Source organism: Microbacterium caowuchunii, from assembly GCF_008727755.1.
GTDB lineage: Bacteria > Actinomycetota > Actinomycetes > Actinomycetales > Microbacteriaceae > Microbacterium > Microbacterium caowuchunii.
Map to the genome: position 1 here is coordinate 2,150,580 of NZ_CP044231.1, position 17,932 is coordinate 2,168,511.

At 69.8% G+C, this 17,932-nt stretch carries 17 protein-coding genes; 7 read left to right on the plus strand and 10 right to left on the minus strand.

Translation table 11 applies throughout. From position 1 onward, the window contains the following. Positions 1–2: 2 nt before the first annotated feature. Positions 3–473 (plus strand): GNAT family N-acetyltransferase, encoded by a 471-nt coding sequence (locus F6J84_RS10340; RefSeq protein ID WP_150973522.1) that lies wholly within the window; start codon positions 3–5, stop codon positions 471–473. A gap of 180 nt (positions 474–653) precedes the next feature. Here F6J84_RS10340 and F6J84_RS10345 read toward each other — a convergent pair whose 3' ends face one another. From F6J84_RS10345 to F6J84_RS10355, 3 genes are all read right to left on the minus strand, one after another. Next, positions 654–1,256, minus strand: coding sequence for a histidine phosphatase family protein (locus F6J84_RS10345; protein WP_150895429.1), 603 nt, complete (start codon positions 1,254–1,256; stop codon positions 654–656). Between the two features lie 59 nt (positions 1,257–1,315). After that, positions 1,316–2,329 carry an aldo/keto reductase gene (locus F6J84_RS10350; protein WP_150973524.1) on the minus strand — a complete coding sequence of 338 codons (1,014 nt, stop codon included), beginning with the start codon at positions 2,327–2,329 and terminating at the stop codon, positions 1,316–1,318. A 225-nt stretch (positions 2,330–2,554) separates the two neighbouring features. After that, positions 2,555–4,813, minus strand: a complete 2,259-nt coding sequence (locus tag F6J84_RS10355; protein WP_150973526.1) for a polyribonucleotide nucleotidyltransferase — start codon at positions 4,811–4,813, stop codon at positions 2,555–2,557. 356 nt (positions 4,814–5,169) lie between these two features. Between F6J84_RS10355 and F6J84_RS10360 the strand changes: the two genes are divergently transcribed. Beyond that, positions 5,170–5,442, plus strand: coding sequence for a hypothetical protein (locus F6J84_RS10360; RefSeq protein ID WP_150973528.1), 273 nt, complete (start codon positions 5,170–5,172; stop codon positions 5,440–5,442). A gap of 45 nt (positions 5,443–5,487) precedes the next feature. Continuing rightward, positions 5,488–6,690 (plus strand): coiled-coil domain-containing protein, encoded by a 1,203-nt coding sequence (locus F6J84_RS15535; RefSeq protein ID WP_191905640.1) that lies wholly within the window; start codon positions 5,488–5,490, stop codon positions 6,688–6,690. A 111-nt stretch (positions 6,691–6,801) separates the two neighbouring features. Here F6J84_RS15535 and F6J84_RS10370 read toward each other — a convergent pair whose 3' ends face one another. Together F6J84_RS10370 and F6J84_RS10375 are read right to left on the minus strand one after the other, a co-directional pair. After that, positions 6,802–7,446, minus strand: coding sequence for an FMN reductase (locus F6J84_RS10370; protein ID WP_150973530.1), 645 nt, complete (start codon positions 7,444–7,446; stop codon positions 6,802–6,804). Next, a complete protein-coding gene (locus tag F6J84_RS10375) occupies positions 7,443–8,648 on the minus strand; it encodes an LLM class flavin-dependent oxidoreductase (RefSeq protein WP_191905806.1) in 1,206 nt (401 codons plus the stop codon). Before F6J84_RS10375 ends, F6J84_RS10370 begins: the two co-directional genes overlap by 4 nt. A 184-nt stretch (positions 8,649–8,832) precedes the next feature. Between F6J84_RS10375 and F6J84_RS10380 the strand changes: the two genes are divergently transcribed. Further along, complete coding sequence (locus F6J84_RS10380; RefSeq protein WP_150973534.1) at positions 8,833–9,975, plus strand: acyltransferase family protein; 1,143 nt, start codon at positions 8,833–8,835, stop codon at positions 9,973–9,975. 52 nt (positions 9,976–10,027) lie between these two features. Continuing rightward, on the plus strand, positions 10,028–11,038 hold the full coding sequence (locus tag F6J84_RS10385) for an isopenicillin N synthase family dioxygenase (protein WP_191905641.1): 1,011 nt from the start codon (positions 10,028–10,030) through the stop codon (positions 11,036–11,038). A gap of 191 nt (positions 11,039–11,229) precedes the next feature. Here F6J84_RS10385 and rpsO read toward each other — a convergent pair whose 3' ends face one another. Continuing rightward, on the minus strand, positions 11,230–11,499 hold the full coding sequence (gene rpsO, locus F6J84_RS10390; RefSeq protein ID WP_150895440.1) for a 30S ribosomal protein S15: 270 nt from the start codon (positions 11,497–11,499) through the stop codon (positions 11,230–11,232). A 206-nt stretch (positions 11,500–11,705) separates the two neighbouring features. On the opposite strand from rpsO, the gene F6J84_RS10395 reads away from it, so the two are divergent. Continuing rightward, complete coding sequence (locus tag F6J84_RS10395) at positions 11,706–12,995, plus strand: MFS transporter (RefSeq protein WP_238702462.1); 1,290 nt, start codon at positions 11,706–11,708, stop codon at positions 12,993–12,995. 92 nt (positions 12,996–13,087) lie between these two features. Continuing rightward, a complete protein-coding gene (locus F6J84_RS10400) occupies positions 13,088–14,089 on the plus strand; it encodes a DMT family transporter (protein ID WP_420846154.1) in 1,002 nt (333 codons plus the stop codon). Here F6J84_RS10400 and F6J84_RS10405 read toward each other — a convergent pair whose 3' ends face one another. The 4 genes from F6J84_RS10405 to F6J84_RS10420 form a co-directional block, all read right to left on the minus strand. Beyond that, entirely contained in the window at positions 14,090–14,659 is a 570-nt protein-coding gene (locus F6J84_RS10405) for a YceI family protein (protein ID WP_150895443.1), read from the minus strand. A gap of 97 nt (positions 14,660–14,756) precedes the next feature. Further along, a complete protein-coding gene (locus F6J84_RS10410) occupies positions 14,757–15,809 on the minus strand; it encodes a DUF2776 family protein (protein ID WP_150973537.1) in 1,053 nt (350 codons plus the stop codon). A gap of 160 nt (positions 15,810–15,969) precedes the next feature. Then, on the minus strand, positions 15,970–16,338 hold the full coding sequence (locus F6J84_RS10415; protein ID WP_150895447.1) for an FKBP-type peptidyl-prolyl cis-trans isomerase: 369 nt from the start codon (positions 16,336–16,338) through the stop codon (positions 15,970–15,972). A 167-nt stretch (positions 16,339–16,505) separates the two neighbouring features. Continuing rightward, positions 16,506–17,912, minus strand: coding sequence for an NtaA/DmoA family FMN-dependent monooxygenase (locus tag F6J84_RS10420; RefSeq protein WP_150973539.1), 1,407 nt, complete (start codon positions 17,910–17,912; stop codon positions 16,506–16,508). Positions 17,913–17,932: the final 20 nt, after the last annotated feature.

The following is a 17,932-nucleotide window of genomic DNA, read 5'->3' on the forward strand; positions in this document are numbered from 1 at the left end:
GCATGTCCCGTGTGCGTGCCGTCGCGGCGGACACCCCCGCCGCCCAGACCCTGCTCACCGAGTACTTCGCCGCGCGCGCCGCCGGATTCCCGGGCGGCGGCTACCGCACCGTCCTGCCGGACCCGGCGGTGTTCGTCCCCCCGGCCGGAGTCTTCCTGATCCTCGAGGACGATGCCGGCGAGGCGATCGGCTGCGGCGGGGTGCGCCGGCTGGAACCGGGCCCCGCCGGGATCCGCTTCGAGGTGAAGCACCTCTACGTCCGGCCGACCGCCCGCGGCGCGGGAGGCGGGGGCCGCCTGCTCGCTGAGCTCGAGCAGCATGCCCGGGACCTCGGCGCCAGAGAGCTCGTGCTCGACACGCATCACTCGCTCGAGGCGGCCGCCGGGCTCTACGCCCGTGCCGGATTCCAGTCGATCCCGGCCTACAACGACAACCCGAACGCGACCGTGTGGTTACGGAAGGTCCTCGTCTGAGCGGTCATCGCCGTCGCGTCCGAGCACAACGGCGGACACCGTGCGCGACGCGCCGGGCGGGAGGCCGCATCCGCGGCGCGTCGCCGACCATCTCCGCCGTTGTGCGGTGCGGTCCCGGATGCAGGACGCCGGGGGCCTCGCGGCCGGGGCGCGGGAGCACCATGGCTCGCGGGACGCGGATCAGACCGGCGGTGCCTCTGGAAGGCCCGTCCGCAATTCGAACGGGAGGTGCGACAGGTCGTTGTGGGAGATGAGCACCCACGGCCGCCCCGGACGCTGGGCGATGACGGTCAGCCCGCAGTTCGCCTGGTTCAGGGTCATCCAGCGCCACTCCGGGGCATCCAGGACCTCACGCACGAACCACCCGATGACGGTGTTGTGGGTGATGAGCAGTTCGTGGACGTCCCCCGTCTTTCGCACGAGATAGGCCGCGAGCGCGTCGGCCATCTGCGCGCGTCCGGCGTCCACCTCCGCTTCGGTCACACTGCCGAAGAACGGCTCGAACGCTGCCGGCGTCTCCGGCGTCATCCCGGTCGGGACGCAGTCGAACAGAAGGGCGGACGGCTCGGGAGAGATCGCGGGCAACCGTTCCGCCACGGTCCGTGCGGTCTCGGCGGCACGGACGAGCGGCGAGTGCCACACCGCGTCGAACGGCACGCCGGAGAGCCGGTCAGCCAGCAGCTCGGCCTGACGTCGGCCGCGCGGCGAGAGCGGTCCGTCGATGAGTCCGTGCTCGGCATCCTGATGCTCGCCGTGACGGACGAGATAGATGTAATGCGTCACGCGTTCTCGCTCCATCGGGATCACGGCGCCGGATCCGGCGCCTCATCCAGACTAGCCGTCTACTCCGACGCGCGAGCGATCTCTGCCAGCTGCGCGCGGGTCAGCCGGACGCCGACCGCCTGCATGACCTCCTCCACGTGCTGTGTCGCGTAGGCGTTCACGATGGGTGCGGTCACCGCCCGCTGCGCCAGGAGCCATGCCACGGCCACCGCCGCGTTCGACACACCGTGCTCGGCGGCGACGGCGTCGAGCGCCCGGAGCACACGGGTGCCCCGCTTGGTGAGACTGTCGGCGAGCTGCGCCGCGCGCACCGACTTCACGGTCTTCTGGCGCTCCCGGTGCACACCGGCCAGGAACCCGTGCTCCAGCGGATGGGACGGCGTCACCGCGATCCCCTGCGCGCCGCTCACGAGGCGCAGATCGCCCTCGAAGTCCTTGCGCCGCAACACGTTGTAGGGCACATCCAGCACGGTGAGACGCGGGAAGCCGGCGGAGGACAGGATGCGGGCCTCGACGAGTTGCTCCGCGCGGAACCCGAACGCCCCGATCGCCCGCGCCTTCCCGGCCTCGATCAGCCACTCCGCGGTCGCCAGGGTGTCCTCCAGCGAGCTCGGGCGCTGCGTCCCGTCCAGATAGAGGACGTCGATGTGATCGGTGCGCAAGCGCGTCAGAGAGGCCTCCACCGCACGGACGAGGTTCACCGGACCGAGTCCCGGGTTGTCGGGGTGCTGTCCCACCCGCGCCGCCAGCACGATCTCGTCGCGCAGGCCACGGGAGTGCAGCCACTGCCCGACGATGTGCTCGCTGCGTCCGCCGGTGAAGCTGTCCGCCGTGTACACGGCGTTCCCGCCGCGGTCGACATAGGTGTCCAGAATCTCCCGGCTCGTGTCGATATCGACGTTCCAGCCGAATTCGGCACCCCCGAGGAGCAGGGGGAAGATGCGGAAGCCGGTCTCACCGAGGTCCACCCGGATCCCGGCCCCGACGCCGGGCCCCTGCACGGGGATGGGGGCAGACGGGTGCACCGGCGCGATGGAGGGGGCGACGGTCGAACCGATTCCGAAGATCTTCACGCGCACCTCCTCCGCTCGGGCGGCGGTTGCGGATCGTGCACCACGTGCCCCTGACGCGTACTTCGAGGGTAAAGGAGCCGCGCGAGGAGGGGCTCCGCCACGGCGACCGAGGAATGAACTTTCGATAACGCTTTGGTCACGCTTCCGCACGGCGGACGAGGAAGATCCGGAAACGGACGCGCCCGCCACTGCAGTGCAGTGGCGGGCGCGTCCGTGGACGACGGATCAGGCGTCGACGGATGCCTCGGCACCGGCCTCCACGGCCGCCTCTTCGGCGACCGGCTCCAGGGAGAGCTTGCCGCGGTCGTCGATCTTGGTGATCTTGACCAGCAGCTTCTGACCGACCGAGAGGACGTCTTCGACGTTCTCCACACGCTTGCCGCCGGCGAGCTTGCGCACCTCGCTGACGTGCAGCAGTCCGTCCTTGCCGGGAAGCAGCGAGATGAACGCGCCGAACGTCGCGATCTTCACGACGGTGCCCAGGAACTGCTCGCCGACCTCCGGGTTGGTGGGGTTGGCGATCGCGTTCACCTGAGCGCGGGCGGCCTCGGCCGACGGACCGTCGGTCGCACCGATGTAAACGGTGCCGTCCTCCTCGATGGAGATCTGCGCGCCGGTCTCATCCTGGATCGAGTTGATCGTCTTGCCCTTCGGGCCGATCAGCTCGCCGATCTTGTCGACCGGGATCTGCACGCTGATGACGCGCGGCGCCGTCGGCGCCATCTCGTCCGGAGCGTCGATCGCGGCGTTGAGCACGTTCAGGATGGTGAGGCGGGCGTCCCTCGCCTGCGTCAGCGCCGCCGCGAGCACCGACGACGGGATGCCGTCGAGCTTCGTGTCGAGCTGGATCGCAGTGACGAACTCGCTGGTACCGGCGACCTTGAAGTCCATGTCACCGAGAGCGTCCTCGGCACCGAGGATGTCCGTCAGCGCGGCGTAACGCGTCTGGCCGTCGACCTCGTCCGAAACCAGACCCATCGCGATGCCGGCGACCGGTGCGCGCAGCGGCACACCGGCGTTCAGCAGCGAGAGGGTCGAGGCGCAGACCGAGCCCATCGACGTCGAGCCGTTCGAGCTCAGCGCCTCGGAAACCTGCCGGATCGCGTAGGGGAACTCCTCGCGGCTGGGCAGCACCGGCACGAGGGCGCGCTCGGCGAGGAAGCCGTGCCCGATCTCGCGACGCTTCGGGCTGCCGACACGGCCGGTCTCACCGGTCGAGTAGGGCGGGAAGTTGTAGTGGTGCATGTACCGCTTGCTGGTGGTGGGGCTCAGCGAGTCGATCTGCTGCTCCATCTTCAGCATGTTCAGCGTGGTGACACCCAGGATCTGGGTCTCGCCGCGCTGGAAGATGGCGGAACCGTGCACGCGCGGGATGACCTGGACCTCGGCATCGAGTGCACGGATGTCGGCGAGCCCGCGGCCGTCCATGCGGACACCCTCGGAGAGGATGCGTCCGCGGACGATCTTCTTGGTGACCGACTTGTACGCGGCACTGAACTCCGACGCGGCGGCGGCGGGCAGCTCGCCGGCCTCCACAGCGGCGAGCAGCTCGGCCTTGACGGCCTCCTTCAGCTCGTCGTCCGCATCCTGACGCGCGACCTTCTCGGCGATCTGGTAGATCGGGACGAGCTTGTCGTAGGCACGGCCGGCGACGAAGTCGTAGGTCTCCTGGCTGTACGGCAGGAAGACCGGGAACTGCTTGATCTCCTTCGCCGCGGTGTTCGCGACGACGTTCTGGGCGCCGACGAGCTCCTTGAGGAACGGCTTCGCGGCCTCGAGGCCCTGGGCGACGATCTCTTCGCTCGGCTTCGTCGCGCCGGCCTTGATGAGGTCCCAGCTGTGCTCGGTGGCCTCGGCCTCGACCATCATGATCGCGACCTCTCCGTCCTCCAGCACGCGACCGGCGACGATCAGGTCGAACACGGCCTCCTGCAGCTGCTCCGCCTTCGGGAAGGCGATCCACTGATCGGGGTGCTGACCGTGGCCGGGCATGAGCGCGAGGCGCACACCGGCGATCGGGCCGGAGAACGGCAGGCCCGAGATCTGGGTGGACAGCGACGCCGCGTTGATCGCCAGCGCGTCGTAGAACTCACCGGGTGCGATCGAGAGCACCGTGACGACGATCTGGACCTCGTTGCGGAGGCCTTCGACGAACGACGGGCGCAGCGGGCGGTCGATGAGACGGCAGACGAGGATCGCCTCCGTGGAGGGGCGGCCCTCACGACGGAAGAACGAGCCGGGGATCTTGCCGGCGGCGTACGAGCGCTCTTCGACGTCGACGGTCAGCGGGAAGAAGTCGAAGCCTTCGCGCGGGTGCTTTCCGGCGCTGGTGGCCGAGAGGAGCATCGTCTCCTCGTCGAGGTATGCGGCAACGGCGCCCTGCGCCTGCTGCGCCAGCCGTCCGGTTTCGAACCGAACGGTGCGGGTGCCGAATCGGCCGTTGTCGAGAACGGCTTCGGCGGCAGTGATTTCCGGACCTTCCAAGAGGTCCCTCCTTCTTTGTTTAGGCTCGCCGCCCCGTGTGGGCGACGAGCGACATGCGAAGGAGCAGGGAACAGGCAGTTATGGGCGTGCGGCAATGATCTGCAGATCGCCTGCGCTGGCCACCAGTAGAAGACCACCCGGCGGGATGCGGTGACGCATCCGTCGACGGGGAACCCACCACAGGGGACCAGCATTCCTGCCGGCCTGCTCCGTAGAGCTCGTATGTAGTTGAGCGATCGCCGGAGGCGACCACGTACACCCTATCAGCGGCACCTGTGCCGGGCCTCCCCTGGTGGCCGCCGGGACCGCCACCTATCGTGGAGCGGACGCAGCACCAACGGGAGAGGGGAACAGCGATGAGCATTCCGCAGGATCCGAGCGACACCCGGTTCGATGCACGGGAGCCCGAGGTGGATGACCGCGAGATCGTGCTCGACGACGAGCGTCCGGTCGAGCCGGTCGCCGATCCGGGTCCGGGCCTGGACGATGAACGCGAAGTCGTGCTCGATGACGAGGAAGTGCTGGAGGACACCTACAGCACGCCCGTCGATCCGGAGGAGATCGAGCTGCGCGCACAGCTGGAGCGGGAGATGCGGTTCGACGGCTTCGAGCAGGGCATCCAGGGCTGAGCCCGTGAGCTGGCGCCCCGCACGGGGTGCGGCTAGCGTTTCGGCATGCCTGATTCCGCGCGGCCGACCCGACACCGGGTGCGCACCCCGGGCGTGCTGCTGACGCTGGGGATCACGCTCGGCGCGCTGCTGACCGGCGCGCCTCCGGCGCAGGCTGCCGACACGCCGTCCTGGGCGGACGTCGAGTCCGCCCAGGCCGATCAGACGCAGGCGCGCTCGGTCGCCACGCGGATCGAGGCGGCATTGGCGGACGCGGAGAAGACGGCGGCCGCGGCCTCGCGCTCCGCCCTGGAGGCGTCCGCCAATGCGACCTCTGCCCGGGCCGCGGCGGAAGCAGCGGCCACCCGTGCCGCGGAACTCGAGGCGGGAGCGACCGTCGCCGAGGAACGGCTCGACCAGGCGCGCCACGAACTCGGCGGGTTCGCGTCGCGCCTGTACCGCACACACACCGACGGACCACTGGTGGCCCGACTCCTCACCTCCGCCGAGCCGGAGTCCCTCCTGGCCCGCCTCGGCCTCCTGGACAAACTCACCGGCACGTGGGCACGGACGGCGGCGACCGCCGGCCAGGACGCCCTGACCGCACGCTCACTGCGGGACCAGGCCCGGCTCGCCTCGGCCGCACGGGACGACGCCGCGAGTACCGCGGAGCGCACCGCCGCCGAGGCACAGCTCGCCGCCGATACCGAGAGCGCACTGCTCACGGCGGTACAGGACCAGGTGTCCGAGCTCTACGCCCAGCTCGCCGCGCTCCGGGAGACCACCGCCGACGTGGAGCGACGCTATCGGCTCGCCCGACAGGTCGCCGCCCAGCCCGCACCGTCCGGCGGCGGGTCGGCGGCGACGAACCCGCCGGCTCCCGGGGGGCCGGCAACCGGCGGCGGGACACCGGTGGCACCCTCCCCCGCTCCGGGCGGACCGCCCACCTACGGGGTGTCCGTCGATCCGGCGGGGGCGCGCGAGTACGCCCGCGGCGCCATCGGCGCGTACGGGTGGGGGGATGATCAGTTCGGCTGTCTGGTGCTCCTGTGGAACCGTGAATCCGGATGGCGCGCGAACGCTCTGAACCCCTCGAGCGGTGCCTACGGCATCCCGCAGGCGCTCCCTGCCGAGAAGATGGCCGCCGCCGGAGCGGACTGGCGGACCAACGGGAACACGCAGGTGAACTGGGGACTGTCCTACATCCGGTCGCGTTACGGCTCCCCGTGCGCGGCCTGGGACCATTCCCAGCGCGTCGGCTGGTACTGAGCGGTCCCGCCCGCGCCGCAGAACGCGACGGACTCCGCAGCATCCCGGAGAGGACGTGCGGAGTCCGTGCGATTCTGCGAAGGGAGCACCCGCGGGGGATGCGCCCGCACGCTAGTTGTCGGCGAGACCGCCGAGCAGATGGCCGAACGAGCGTCCGTCGCCGAGGTAGGACGCCGGGTCGAACGGATCGGATGCGGCCGCCGGCTCGCGCCGTGCCACGGCGTCCGCGAGTTCCCGCGCCGCCTTCTCGATGCGCTCCGACAGGGGTGCGACCTCGTCGCCCGTCCCGCCCCAGTCGGAGGATGCGGCGAACACACCGGTCGACATCGCGTCCGCATGGAGGTAGGCCAGCAGGGGCCGGATGGCGTAGTCGATCGCCAGCGAATGCCGGGGCGTGCCCGCATTCGCACCGATGAGCACCGGCGTCCCGCGCAGCGCGTCCGGGTCGAGCACGTCGATGAACGACTTGAACAGGCCGGAGTAGCTCGTGGAGAAGATGGGGGTGACCAGGATCACGGCATCCGCGGACACCACCGTGTTGATCATCGTCTCCAGCGCCGGCGGCGCGAACCCGGTCAGGAGGTTGTTCGTGATGTCGTGCGCGTAGTCGCGCAGCTCGAACACATCCGCCTCCACCGAGATCCCCCGGCCGTCCAGCTCCCGCACCGTGGCGGTCAGCATCCGGTCCGCCAGCATGCGCGTGGAGGACGGGTTGGAGAGGCCGGCGGAGACCACGGCGATCCGCCGGGCGCTCATGACGCACTCCGTGCGGCCGCGGCGCCGAACGCGGACCCGGCGGGCTGCGGAGCGTCCTGATAGGGGGATCCGCTCGTCAGGTTGTCGCCGCGGTTCGGCCGAGGACGCGCCTCGCGGGCGGGCCCGTCCCCGTAGGCGGCGCGCACGAGCGAGGCATGGGTCGGCGCGTCCGGCACCGTCTCCGGACGGTTCGCGTCCAGCTCGCGCCGCAGCACCGGGACGACCTCGCCGCCCAGGATGTCGAGCTGCTCGAGCACCGTCTTCAGCGGCAGGCCGGCGTGGTCCATCAGGAAGAGCTGGCGCTGGTAGTCGCCGAAGAGGTCGCGCATGCCCGCGTAGCGGTCGATGACCTGCTGGGGCGATCCCACCGTCAGGGGCGTCATCTCGGTGAAGTCCTCCATGGCGGGGCCATGGCCGTAGACGGGTGCGTTGTCGAAGTACGGGCGGAATTCCCGCACCGCGTCCTGGGAGTTCGCGCGCATGAACACCTGGCCGCCGATGCCGACGATCGCCTGCTCGGGGGTGCCGTGACCGTAGTGGGCATAGCGCTGCCGGTAGAGCCCGATGAGGCGCTGATAGTGCTCCGCGGGCCAGAAGATGTTGTTCGCGAAGAACCCGTCGCCGTAGTACGCGGCCTGCTCGGCGATCTCCGGGGTGCGGATCGAGCCGTGCCAGACGAACGGCGCGACGCCGTCAAGCGGACGCGGGGTGGAGGTGAACCCCTGCAGCGGAGTGCGGAACTTCCCCTCCCAGTCCACGACGTCCTCGCGCCACAGCTTGTGCAGCAGCGCGTAGTTCTCCAGCGCCAGCGGCAGGCCCTGCCGGATGTCCTTGCCGAACCAGGGGTACACCGGACCGGTGTTGCCCCGGCCCAGCATCAGGTCGACCCGGCCCCCCGAGACGTGCTGCAGCATCGCGTAGTCCTCGGCGATCTTCACCGGGTCGTTCGTCGTGATCAGCGTCGTCGCGGTCGACAGCACCAGGTGTTCGGTCTGGGCGGCGATGTAGGCGAGCGTCGTGGTGGGCGACGACGACCAGAAGGGGGGATTGTGGTGCTCACCGAGCGCGAAGACGTCCAGGCCCACCTCCTCGGCGTGCTTGGCGATCGTGAGCGTGTCACGGATCCGCTCGGCCTCGCTCGGGGTGCGGCCGGTCGTCGGGTCCTGCGTGATGTCGCTCACGGTGAAGATGCCGAACTGCATGCTCTGGCCGGTGGTGCTCTCGTTCACGATCTCTTCCGCTCCCGGGTGCCGCAGCATCCGTTTCTATGCAGGTGAATATACATGCTCCAACACCGTCCGCTCCAGGTTATTCCCGCCGGTCCGGGACCCCCGGTCCAGCGCAACCCTGCCCGCCCCGCGCGCGGCGCGGCGGTAATGTCGGGCGATGACCATCCCCCCCGACACCGCCTCCGCCGCCGCCGTGCGGCCCCGCGAGCGCGTGCCGTTCTGGGACAACGCGCGCTTCGCCTGCATCGTGCTCGTGGTGCTCGGGCACGCCGTCCAGCGGCTGATCTACGACTCCGACGTCGCCCTGGCGCTCTATCTGGTCGTGTACGCGTTCCACATGCCCGCCTTCGCGCTGATCTCCGGGTACTTCTCCAAAGCAGGGACGCCCGGCAGACGACAGATGGCCAGGGTGATCACCGACATCGTCGTCCCGTACTTCATCTTCGAGACCCTGTGGACCGTGACCAAGTGGCTCGTGGAGGGCAGCGCCAACCCGAATCCCACCCAGCCGTCCTGGACCCTGTGGTTCCTGCTGGCCCTCGGCATCTTCCGGCTGGTGCTCCCCTATCTCGCTCTGCTGCGCTGGCCGCTGCTCTGGGCGGCCGTCGTCTCCGTCGGCGTCGGCTACCTCCCCAACGTCGATTCCACGCTCTCGCTGTCGCGCACGCTGGGACTGCTCTTCTTCTTCACTCTCGGCTGGTGGCTGCGCGAGCGGGATGTGGTCGCCCGGCTGGGGCTCCTCCGACACCGGCCGTGGTGGGTCCCGGCGAGCGCCGTGGCCGTCCTCGTCGCCGCCGGCGTCGTGGCGTGGGTGTTCGTCGATCGGTGGCGGGAGATGGACCTGCGGGCTTGGCTCTTCTACGACGAGTCCTACGCGGCACTGGGCGGCACCACCTGGTGGGCCGGTGCGGTGCGGCTGGCTCTCATCGCGGTGGCGCTGCTGCTGAGCACCGCCTTCTTCGCCCTGCTGCCGCGCTCCACCCGATGGTGGACCCACTTCGGGCAGTACACGATGTACGTCTACCTGCTGCACTCCTTCGTGCTCTACCCGTTCCGCGAGTCCGGCATCCTGCGCGGACTGGACCCCACCTGGTTCTGGCTGCCCGTCGTCGTGGTCGCGGCGGTGCTCATCGCGCTCGGCCTCGCGACCAAACCCGTGCGTCGCGTCTTCCGGCCCCTCGTCGAGCCGCGCTGGCCCTGGCTCTTCGCCGATCCGCAGCTCGCCGCACGGGAGGGGCACCGGAGCGATCCGACCGGTTCCCGCCGGCCCGCGCAGGAGCCGCCACCCCGGGCCGGATGACCTCCTCTGCAACATTTCCTCCGTCGCGCTCCCGGCCGCGTACGGTCGAAGGGTGAGCACGTTGAATCTGCCTGTCCTGGACATGTCCCGACTCGCCGAAGGCCCGGAAGCGGCCGAGTCGTTCCGCGCCGATCTGCGGGCCGCGACGCACGAGGTGGGCTTCTTCTACCTCGTCGGCACCGGCATCCCACCCCGGCTCGAGGAACGGCTCCTGGAGTCCGCGCGCGAGTTCTTCGCCCTGCCCGAGGCGGACAAGCTCGCCATCGAGAACATCAACAGCCCGCACTTCCGCGGGTACACCCGCACCGGCGGCGAGCGCACCCAGGGGCGCATCGACTGGCGCGAGCAGATCGACATCGGTCCCGAGGAGGCCGCGGTCACGGACCCGGATGCCCCGCCCTACACGCGGCTCATCGGGCCGAACCTGTGGCCGGCCGCCCAGCCGGGCTTGCAGGAGGTCGTGTCGGAGTGGCACGCCCGTCTCACCGAGATCTCCCGCACGCTCCTGCGCGAGTGGGCGCAGGCGCTCGGGGCGGACCGGGACTTCTTCGAACGCCACTTCGGCAACCCGTCCACGTTGATCAAGATCGTCCGCTACCCGGGGAAAGAGGACCCCACCCCGCAGCAGGGCGTGGGAGCGCACAAGGACTTCGGCGTGCTGACGCTGCTGTGGGTCGAACCCGGCAAGGGCGGACTTCAGGTCGAACGCGACGGCGAATGGGTCGACGCACCTCCCGTCCCGGGCTCGTTCGTGGTGAACATCGGCGAGATGCTGGAGTACGCCACCCAGGGCTACCTCATCGCGACGAACCACCGGGTGATCTCCCCGAAGTTCCCCGACGACCGCATCTCGGTCCCGTTCTTCTTCAGCCCGTCCCTGGACACCACACTCCCGCTGATCGAGCTTCCCGAGGAGCTGGCCGCCGCGGCCCGCGGCGTCACGCAGGACCCGAACAACCGCATCCACTCGGTCTACGGCGAGAACGCGCTGAAGTCCCGGCTGCGCGCGCACCCGGATGTCGCCGCCATCCACCACGCCGATCTGCTCGCCCCCCAGCCCTGACCCCGCTCCCTCCCCCCTCCCCCCTCCCCCCTCTTTACGCGACCCACCCCTTTCTCGCCGACCCACCCCTGCAGCTGCGGCTGGAAAAGGGGTGGGTCGGCACTGAAGGGGTGGGTCGGCGGCGGGAAACGACGAAGGCCGCCCCACACCGTGGGGCGGCCTTCGGAGAAAGCGATATACGCGGATGCGACTTATCGGCGCAGTCCGAGACGCTCGATCAGCGAGCGGTAACGCGCGATGTCGATGTCCTGGAGGTAGCCGAGCAGACGACGGCGCTGACCGACCATCAGGAACAGACCACGACGCGAGTGGTGGTCGTGCTTGTGCTCCTTCAGGTGCTCAGTGAGGTCCTTGATGCGCTGCGTCAGCATCGCGACCTGCACCTCGGGGGATCCGGTGTCACCGGGGTGCGTTGCGTACTCTTCGATGATCGCCTTCTTGGCGTCTGCTTCAAGTGCCATAGATTCGATCCCCTTTCGTCCTGTTGCGCGGCGCCCGACGCCTGATGCGTGGGCTCTCTTTATCCGCGGCCGATCCAACGGCAACCTGAAGAGTCTACCAGGCGCCAGACCAGCGGGTGGACCGGTCTGAGCCCGTCGCGCAGCCGCTGCACTACGCTCGTGCGGGTGCGTACCGAGCCCCGCCCCGCCGCTGCGCCATGAGGCGGATGTCGCGGCACCTGATCGATATCCGCCCGCTGACCACGAGTCCCCCCTTCGCCCGCATGTGGACCGGTTCGACCCTGGCGGGCCTCGGCGGCCAGTTGACGATCGTCGCGGTCATGCTGCACGTCTACGAGCTGACCCAGGACACCTTCGCGGTCGCGATGGTCGCGGTCGCCGGACTCGTGCCGATGATGTTCGCCGGCCTGTACGGCGGCATGCTCGCCGACGCCTTCGATCGCCGCACCGTGGCCCTCGTGGCGGCGACGGTCACCTTCGCATCGACCGCCCTGCTCGCCATCCTCGCCTGGACCGGAGGCGAGACGGTGTGGTGGCTGTACGCACTCAGCATCGTGAACTCGAGTGCCAACTCCATCGTGATGACGACGCGCTCGGCGATCACCCCGCGTCTGATCCCCCGCGAGCTGCTGCCCGCGGCCGCGGCCCTGCAGGGCGTCACCGTGGGCATCATGGTGATGGCCGGTCCCGCCCTCGCGGGCGTGCTCGTCGCCACGACCGGCTACGCATGGACGTACACGCTGGACGTCGTGCTCATGACCTCCCTCTTCCTGGGGCTGTGGACGCTCCCGGCCCTGCGCCCCGAGGGCGTCATCGTCCGCCCCGGCCTGGCCTCGCTGCGGGACGGCATCGGTTTCCTCCGCCGGGCACCCAACATCCGTCTGCAGTACATCCTCGATGTCATCGCGATGACCCTCGGACAGCCGCTCACACTGTTCCCGGCGATCGGCGCGGTGCTCCTGGGCGGCGGGGCGGTCACCACCGGGGTGCTCACCGCCGCTGTCGCCGCGGGCGCGTTCCTGTCGAGCCTGTTCTCCGGACCCATCGGCCGCGTGCACCGGCACGGTGTCGGCATCGAGCGGGCCATCCAGGGCTACGGCGCGGCCATCACGCTGTTCGGTGTCATCCTGGTCGTCGCCCAGGCGGGATGGTTCGCCCCGGCCGACCCGTCCGCACCGAACATCGTGCTGATCACGGCAGCCTGCGCGGCGCTCGCGTTCTCGGGCGCGACGGACAACGTGAGCGCGATCTACCGCTCCACGATGATGCAGTCCGCCGTGCCGGACGCCATGCGCGGCCGCCTGCAGGGCATCTTCACCGTGGTGGTCACCGGAGGCCCCCGCCTGGGCGCGCTCTACGCGGGCAGTCTCGCGACCTTCACCGCCCTGTGGTTCCCACCCCTGCTGGGCGGACTCCTCATCATCGCGCTGGTTGGGGTGCTCGTGCGCCTCAATCCGGCGTTCCGCGCCTACGACGCGCGCCGACCGACGCCCTGACCAACGCCGTCCGCCGGTCGATCACCCGCGGTTTCCGGCCATGGCATCCGCTTCCGTGCCGCGGTGTCCACGGCCGGGGCTAGAGTCGCGACGTGCCGACTCCTCCCCACCCCGACCCGGTCGGACCCCGCACCCGCTCCGGGCCGACCGGCGCGGTCATCGCCGTGCAGTTCGTGCTGACCGGCGTGATCTGGGGATCCAGCTTCCTGTTCATGAAAGTCGCCCTGCAGGGGATCTCCCCCGCTCAGGTGGCCTGGTCACGGCTCGTACTCGGCGCCCTCACGCTCGGCCTGTTCGTGCTGCTCCGGCGCGAGATCCTCCCCCGCCGGCTGCGGGTCTGGATGCACATGACGGTACTGGCGATCTCGTTCTGCGTCGTGCCGTTCCTGCTGTTCTCCTGGGCGCAGCAACACGTCACGTCGGGGCTCGCCAGCATCTACAACGCGACGACCCCGATCATGACCGCGGTGATGGCGTGGCTGGTGTTCCGTGTGGAGCGGCTGCGGGCGGCCCAGATCGCCGGGATCCTCGTCGGCATCGGCGGTGTCATGGTCATCATCGCGCCCTGGCGTGGACTGGATCCGTCGCAGAGCCTCGTGGCTCAGCTGGCCATCCTCGGCGCGACCGCCTGCTACGGATTCACCCTCGCCTACATGCGCCGCTTCGTGTTCGACACCGGCATGACCGCCCTCGTCTTCTCGTTCCTGAACATCGGCATCGCCGCGGTCATCATGGTGCTGCTGACGCCCGTCATCGCGCTGACGCCCGTCGTGCTGGACGGCTGGATCGTCGGCAGCCTCCTCCTCCTCGGCTGTCTCGGCACAGGGGTCGCCTACATCTGGAACCAGAACGTGCTCCGGGCATGGGGACCCACCCGCGCCTCGACCGTGACGTACATCACGCCCATCGTCGGGGTCCTGCTCGGCATCCTCGTCCTGGGCGAGCACATCAGCTGGAACGAACCCGTGGGCGCCGTGCTCGTTTTCCTCGGGATCCTCCTCGCCCAGGACCGGCTGCGCCGGGGTGCGCGCGCCGCCCGGACAGCACGGAGGGCGGATGCCGCAGCATCCGCCCTCCGTGGAGAAAAAGTCTGATCAGGCCTGGATCGTGCCCTGCAGATCGAGCACGATCGTGACGTCCTTGCCCACGAGCACGCCGCCGGTCTCGAGCGCTGCGTTCCAGGTCAGCCCGAAGTCCTCGCGGTTGATCACGGTCTTGGCCGTGGCGCCCGCCTTGTAGTTGCCCCACGGGTCGGTGCCGAAGCCGCCGAACTCGACCTCGAAGGTGACCGGGCGCGTGACGCCGTGGATGCTCAGGTCACCGTCGACGAGGAAGTCGCCGTCCACGAGGCGCACACCCGTCGAGACGAAGTCCAGGCTGGGGTGGTTCTCGGCGTCGAAGAACTCGGCGGAGCGCAGGTGCGCGTCGCGGCCCTCGTCCTTGGTGTTGATGGACGCGACGTCCGCGGATGCCGTGACCTCGACCCCGAGCGGGTTCTCGGGGGCGACGATGGTGCCGCTCTTGACGTCGAACGTGCCGCGGACCTTCGAGATCATCATGTGCCGGACGCTGAACGACACCTCGCTGTGCGAGGGGTCCAGGACCCAGGTACCGGACTTGTAGCCGGGGATCTCGATCGTCTGTGCGGTCGTTTCTTCGGTCATGACTTCCTCCATCGTGCGCCGGCGATTCCGGCTTCGGGGGTGTCAACACCGGACCCGGCCTGATCTATTCCCGTGAATAAGAAGATCCTCGGCAGCGTCAAGACTTGCCCGACGTCCCCGCTTCCAGGATCGACACGATCGAGAAGAGCGTGAAGCAGACGCCCCCCAGTCCGGTGAGGACACGGGAGGGGATGAAGAAGCTCGGATCCGCCATGGCCGCCTCCGAGAGGAATGCTGCGAAGAACAAGCAGGTGAGGCAGGTCAGGACGGGGATGAGGGGCACCCGGTCGGACAGGGAGAACTCGCGGCGCCAGACCGCCGCCAGCAGGGTGACCTTCGAGATGATGCTGAAGCAGATCATGCCGAGTCCGAGCAGGATGCATCCCGGCGCGATCCGCTCGGGGCGGTCCGAGCCGAAGAGTACGAACAGTCCCCAGAGGAGCGTCCCGCTCCCCATGACGAGCACCCAGATCGACCATCGCCACCGCTCGGGCTCGTCGAACTCGTTGCGCACCTGGCGGACGACGGTGGCCACGAGTGAGACGAGGCTCGAGCAGATCGCGGCGAGCCCCAGCATCACGTGACCGGCGATGTAGTGCGGCTGCTGCGATGCGCCCGCCAGGAGGATGACCGCCCAGGTCACCAGCACCACCGTCGCGGCGACGGGGATCGCGATCAGGAACCGGCCGAACCCGACGCCGTAGGTGCCGTCCGGCGGGCCGTCCTCGTGACGGCCCGCCGCGTTCTTCGGAATCATCGTGAAGGCGGTCGAGGCCGTCGCGACGGTCGAGACGCAGGCGGCGATGAGTCCGACGCCGAAGACGACGTGTCCGGCGACGAAGTCGTCGGCGGCCCCCGAACGGGCGATGAGCCACAGCCCCCACCCGGCGGTCGCCAGCGCCACACCGTAGCCGACGATCGGAAGGATCGCTTTCCAGACCGGCGCGAAGGTCCCGGTGAGCTGTCGGATGATCATCGCCGCCGTCGTGAACAGCGCGATGCAGATCGCCGTCAGCGAGATCAGGACGTGACCTGCGACGACGTGGGCGGCGTCCGTCCCGCCGCTGAGGACGTAGAGCCCGAACGCCAGGCAGACGCCCCCCATGGCCAGCGGGATCAAACGGAACAGGATACTGATGCCGAAGTTCATGCGGACACGTCCTCCCATGGCGCGCGCCCGGTCTCGGGCCCGCTGCAAGGCGACCAACCTAGCCGCGCAGCACCCGCCGTCTCCAGGGCCCTCAGACCCTGGGGACGGCGGAGGGGGCGGATGCCGCAGCATCCGCCCCCTCCGTGTGCAGACGGTCGGCTCAGCCGACCTTGAGCAGATCGATGATGAAGATGAGGGTCTTCCCGCCGAGGAAGTGGCCGCCAGCGGGACCGTAGGCGAGGTGGGGCGGGATGATGAGTTCGCGGCGTCCGCCGACCTTCATACCCGGGATGCCGTCCTGCCATCCCTGGATGAGACCGCGCAGCGGGAACTGGATGCTCTCGCCACGTCCCCACGAGGAGTCGAACTCCTCGCCGGACTCGAACTCGACACCGGCGTAGTGCACGGTGACCGTGTCGCCGGGCTTGGCCTCGGGGCCGTCGCCGACGATGATGTCGCGGATCACGAGCTCCGTGGGGGCGGGGCCGGCGGGGGCGTCGAACTCGGGCTTCGTGCGGTTGTCAGTCATATCTCCATCCAAGCACGCGTCGGTCGCCCCGCGGGTCCCTTGACGACTGGCGCTCCCTCCCCTCCTCCTCTCGCCGACTCGGGGAGGGGGGCCTGGAGGGCGCGGGGTATTGACAGTGCCGAGGGCCCGGGGGATCCTGGAAACCAGAAAGATTCAGCGTTCGGGAGTCACGCAGGCAGTGCCGCGGCACCGGGCGCTGAGTCTTTGTCCGGCACGGTGACCCGCGCGCGGCGCGCGCCGGGAGAACCGGTCAGCCGCTCCCGCAACGTCGGCCCGGCGGGCACCGGCATCCGTCCTCGATCGCGCAGCCGCGGCAGGACGAGCTCCCCGAATGCCGCCACGTCGCGCGTTCCGAACACGGGCTCCACCAGGAAGCCGTCGAGTCCGGTCTCTTCGGCCAGCGCCTCGACGCCATCCGCCACGGATTCCGCGTCCCCGACGAGACGGAATCCGCGGGTTCCGCGGCCGCGCAGCTGATCGAGGATCTGCCGCACCGTCGGTGCCGGGCCCTCGTCGCCGTCGAGGAACCGTTCGATGTTGCTCGTGCCCATCTGGCCGATCGGCCCGCCGGCGTCGAGCACCTGATGGAGGGACCGTTCCGGGTCGAGGGCGAGCAGGTCGATCCCGGTGTTGCCCGCGTACAGCGCCGCGACGACCTCGTCCGACTGCAGGGCGGAGAACTCCTCCCATAGCTGCTGCGCACCCGCGGTGGTCTCGTCGACGATCGCCGTGAGACCCGCCATGATCCGCAGACTTTCCGGATCACGCCCGGCCTCCGCGGCCAGGCGGCGGATGTCGGCGACGTTGCGCGCCGTCTGCGCGGGAGTCGTCCCCTGCACGAACACGCCTTCCGCGTGCGCGGCGGCGAAGGCCTTCCCCGCCGGAGACGTACCGGCCTGGAAGATCACGGGCGTGCGCTGCGGCGACGGCGGGGCGCCGTAGTAGCCGCGGGAACGGTAGTGCTCGCCCTCGAACTCGGTGCGCCGGAGCCTCGACGCGTCGATGTAGACGCCTGCGGCCGCATCGGCCACCAGCGCGTCGTCCGCCCAGGCCTCCTCCCAGTACCGGGTCGCCAGCGAGACGTACTCCCCCGCCATCGCGTACCGGGTGTCGTGCGGCACCATCCCGGCGTGCCCGAACAGACCGGATACCGCGTTCTGCGACGCGCCGGTCACCACGTTCCAGCCGATCCGCCCCGCGGTGAGGTGGTCGAGCGTCGTGAACCGGCGTGCGAGCGGCAGCGGGTGGTCCATCCCGGTCGTCGCGGTGACGACGAAGCCGAGCCGCTCGGTCTCCCGGGCGAGGACCGGGATGAGGGTGGCGGGGTCCAGTCCCGAGAAGTTGACGGCGGCGGACACCGACGTCGCGCTGATGTCCCCGTCGGTCATCGGATAGCCGAAGCCGTCCGCGAAGAAGAGGAAATCGTAGCCGGTGCGGTCCATGATCCGCGCCATCCGCACCCACCTCTCCGGGTCGCGGTAGTCGATGGCGTCGTTGAGCGGATGCGCCCAGCTGCACGTGCCGCCGACCTGCGGTCCGTACACCTCGAAGACGCCGATGTGGAGATCCTTCATGCCGCCGAGGCTACGGGCGG

Excerpts from the sequence above, each read along its gene's own strand:
- F6J84_RS10340 (WP_150973522.1), top strand. The coding sequence starts at position 3 with ATGTCCCGTGTGCGTGCCGTCGCGGCGGACACCCCCGCCGCCCAGACC.
- F6J84_RS10360 (WP_150973528.1), top strand. The coding sequence starts at position 5,170 with ATGAGCATTCCGCAGGATCCGAGCGACACCCGGTTCGATGCACGGGAG.
- F6J84_RS15535 (WP_191905640.1), top strand. The coding sequence starts at position 5,488 with ATGCCTGATTCCGCGCGGCCGACCCGACACCGGGTGCGCACCCCGGGC.
- F6J84_RS10370 (WP_150973530.1), bottom strand. The coding sequence starts at position 7,446 with ATGAGCGCCCGGCGGATCGCCGTGGTCTCCGCCGGCCTCTCCAACCCG.
- F6J84_RS10375 (WP_191905806.1), bottom strand. The coding sequence starts at position 8,648 with ATGCAGTTCGGCATCTTCACCGTGAGCGACATCACGCAGGACCCGACG.
- F6J84_RS10380 (WP_150973534.1), top strand. The coding sequence starts at position 8,833 with ATGACCATCCCCCCCGACACCGCCTCCGCCGCCGCCGTGCGGCCCCGC.
- rpsO (WP_150895440.1), bottom strand. The coding sequence starts at position 11,499 with ATGGCACTTGAAGCAGACGCCAAGAAGGCGATCATCGAAGAGTACGCA.
- F6J84_RS10395 (WP_238702462.1), top strand. The coding sequence starts at position 11,706 with ATGTCGCGGCACCTGATCGATATCCGCCCGCTGACCACGAGTCCCCCC.
- F6J84_RS10405 (WP_150895443.1), bottom strand. The coding sequence starts at position 14,659 with ATGACCGAAGAAACGACCGCACAGACGATCGAGATCCCCGGCTACAAG.
- F6J84_RS10410 (WP_150973537.1), bottom strand. The coding sequence starts at position 15,809 with ATGAACTTCGGCATCAGTATCCTGTTCCGTTTGATCCCGCTGGCCATG.
- F6J84_RS10415 (WP_150895447.1), bottom strand. The coding sequence starts at position 16,338 with ATGACTGACAACCGCACGAAGCCCGAGTTCGACGCCCCCGCCGGCCCC.
- F6J84_RS10420 (WP_150973539.1), bottom strand. The coding sequence starts at position 17,912 with ATGAAGGATCTCCACATCGGCGTCTTCGAGGTGTACGGACCGCAGGTC.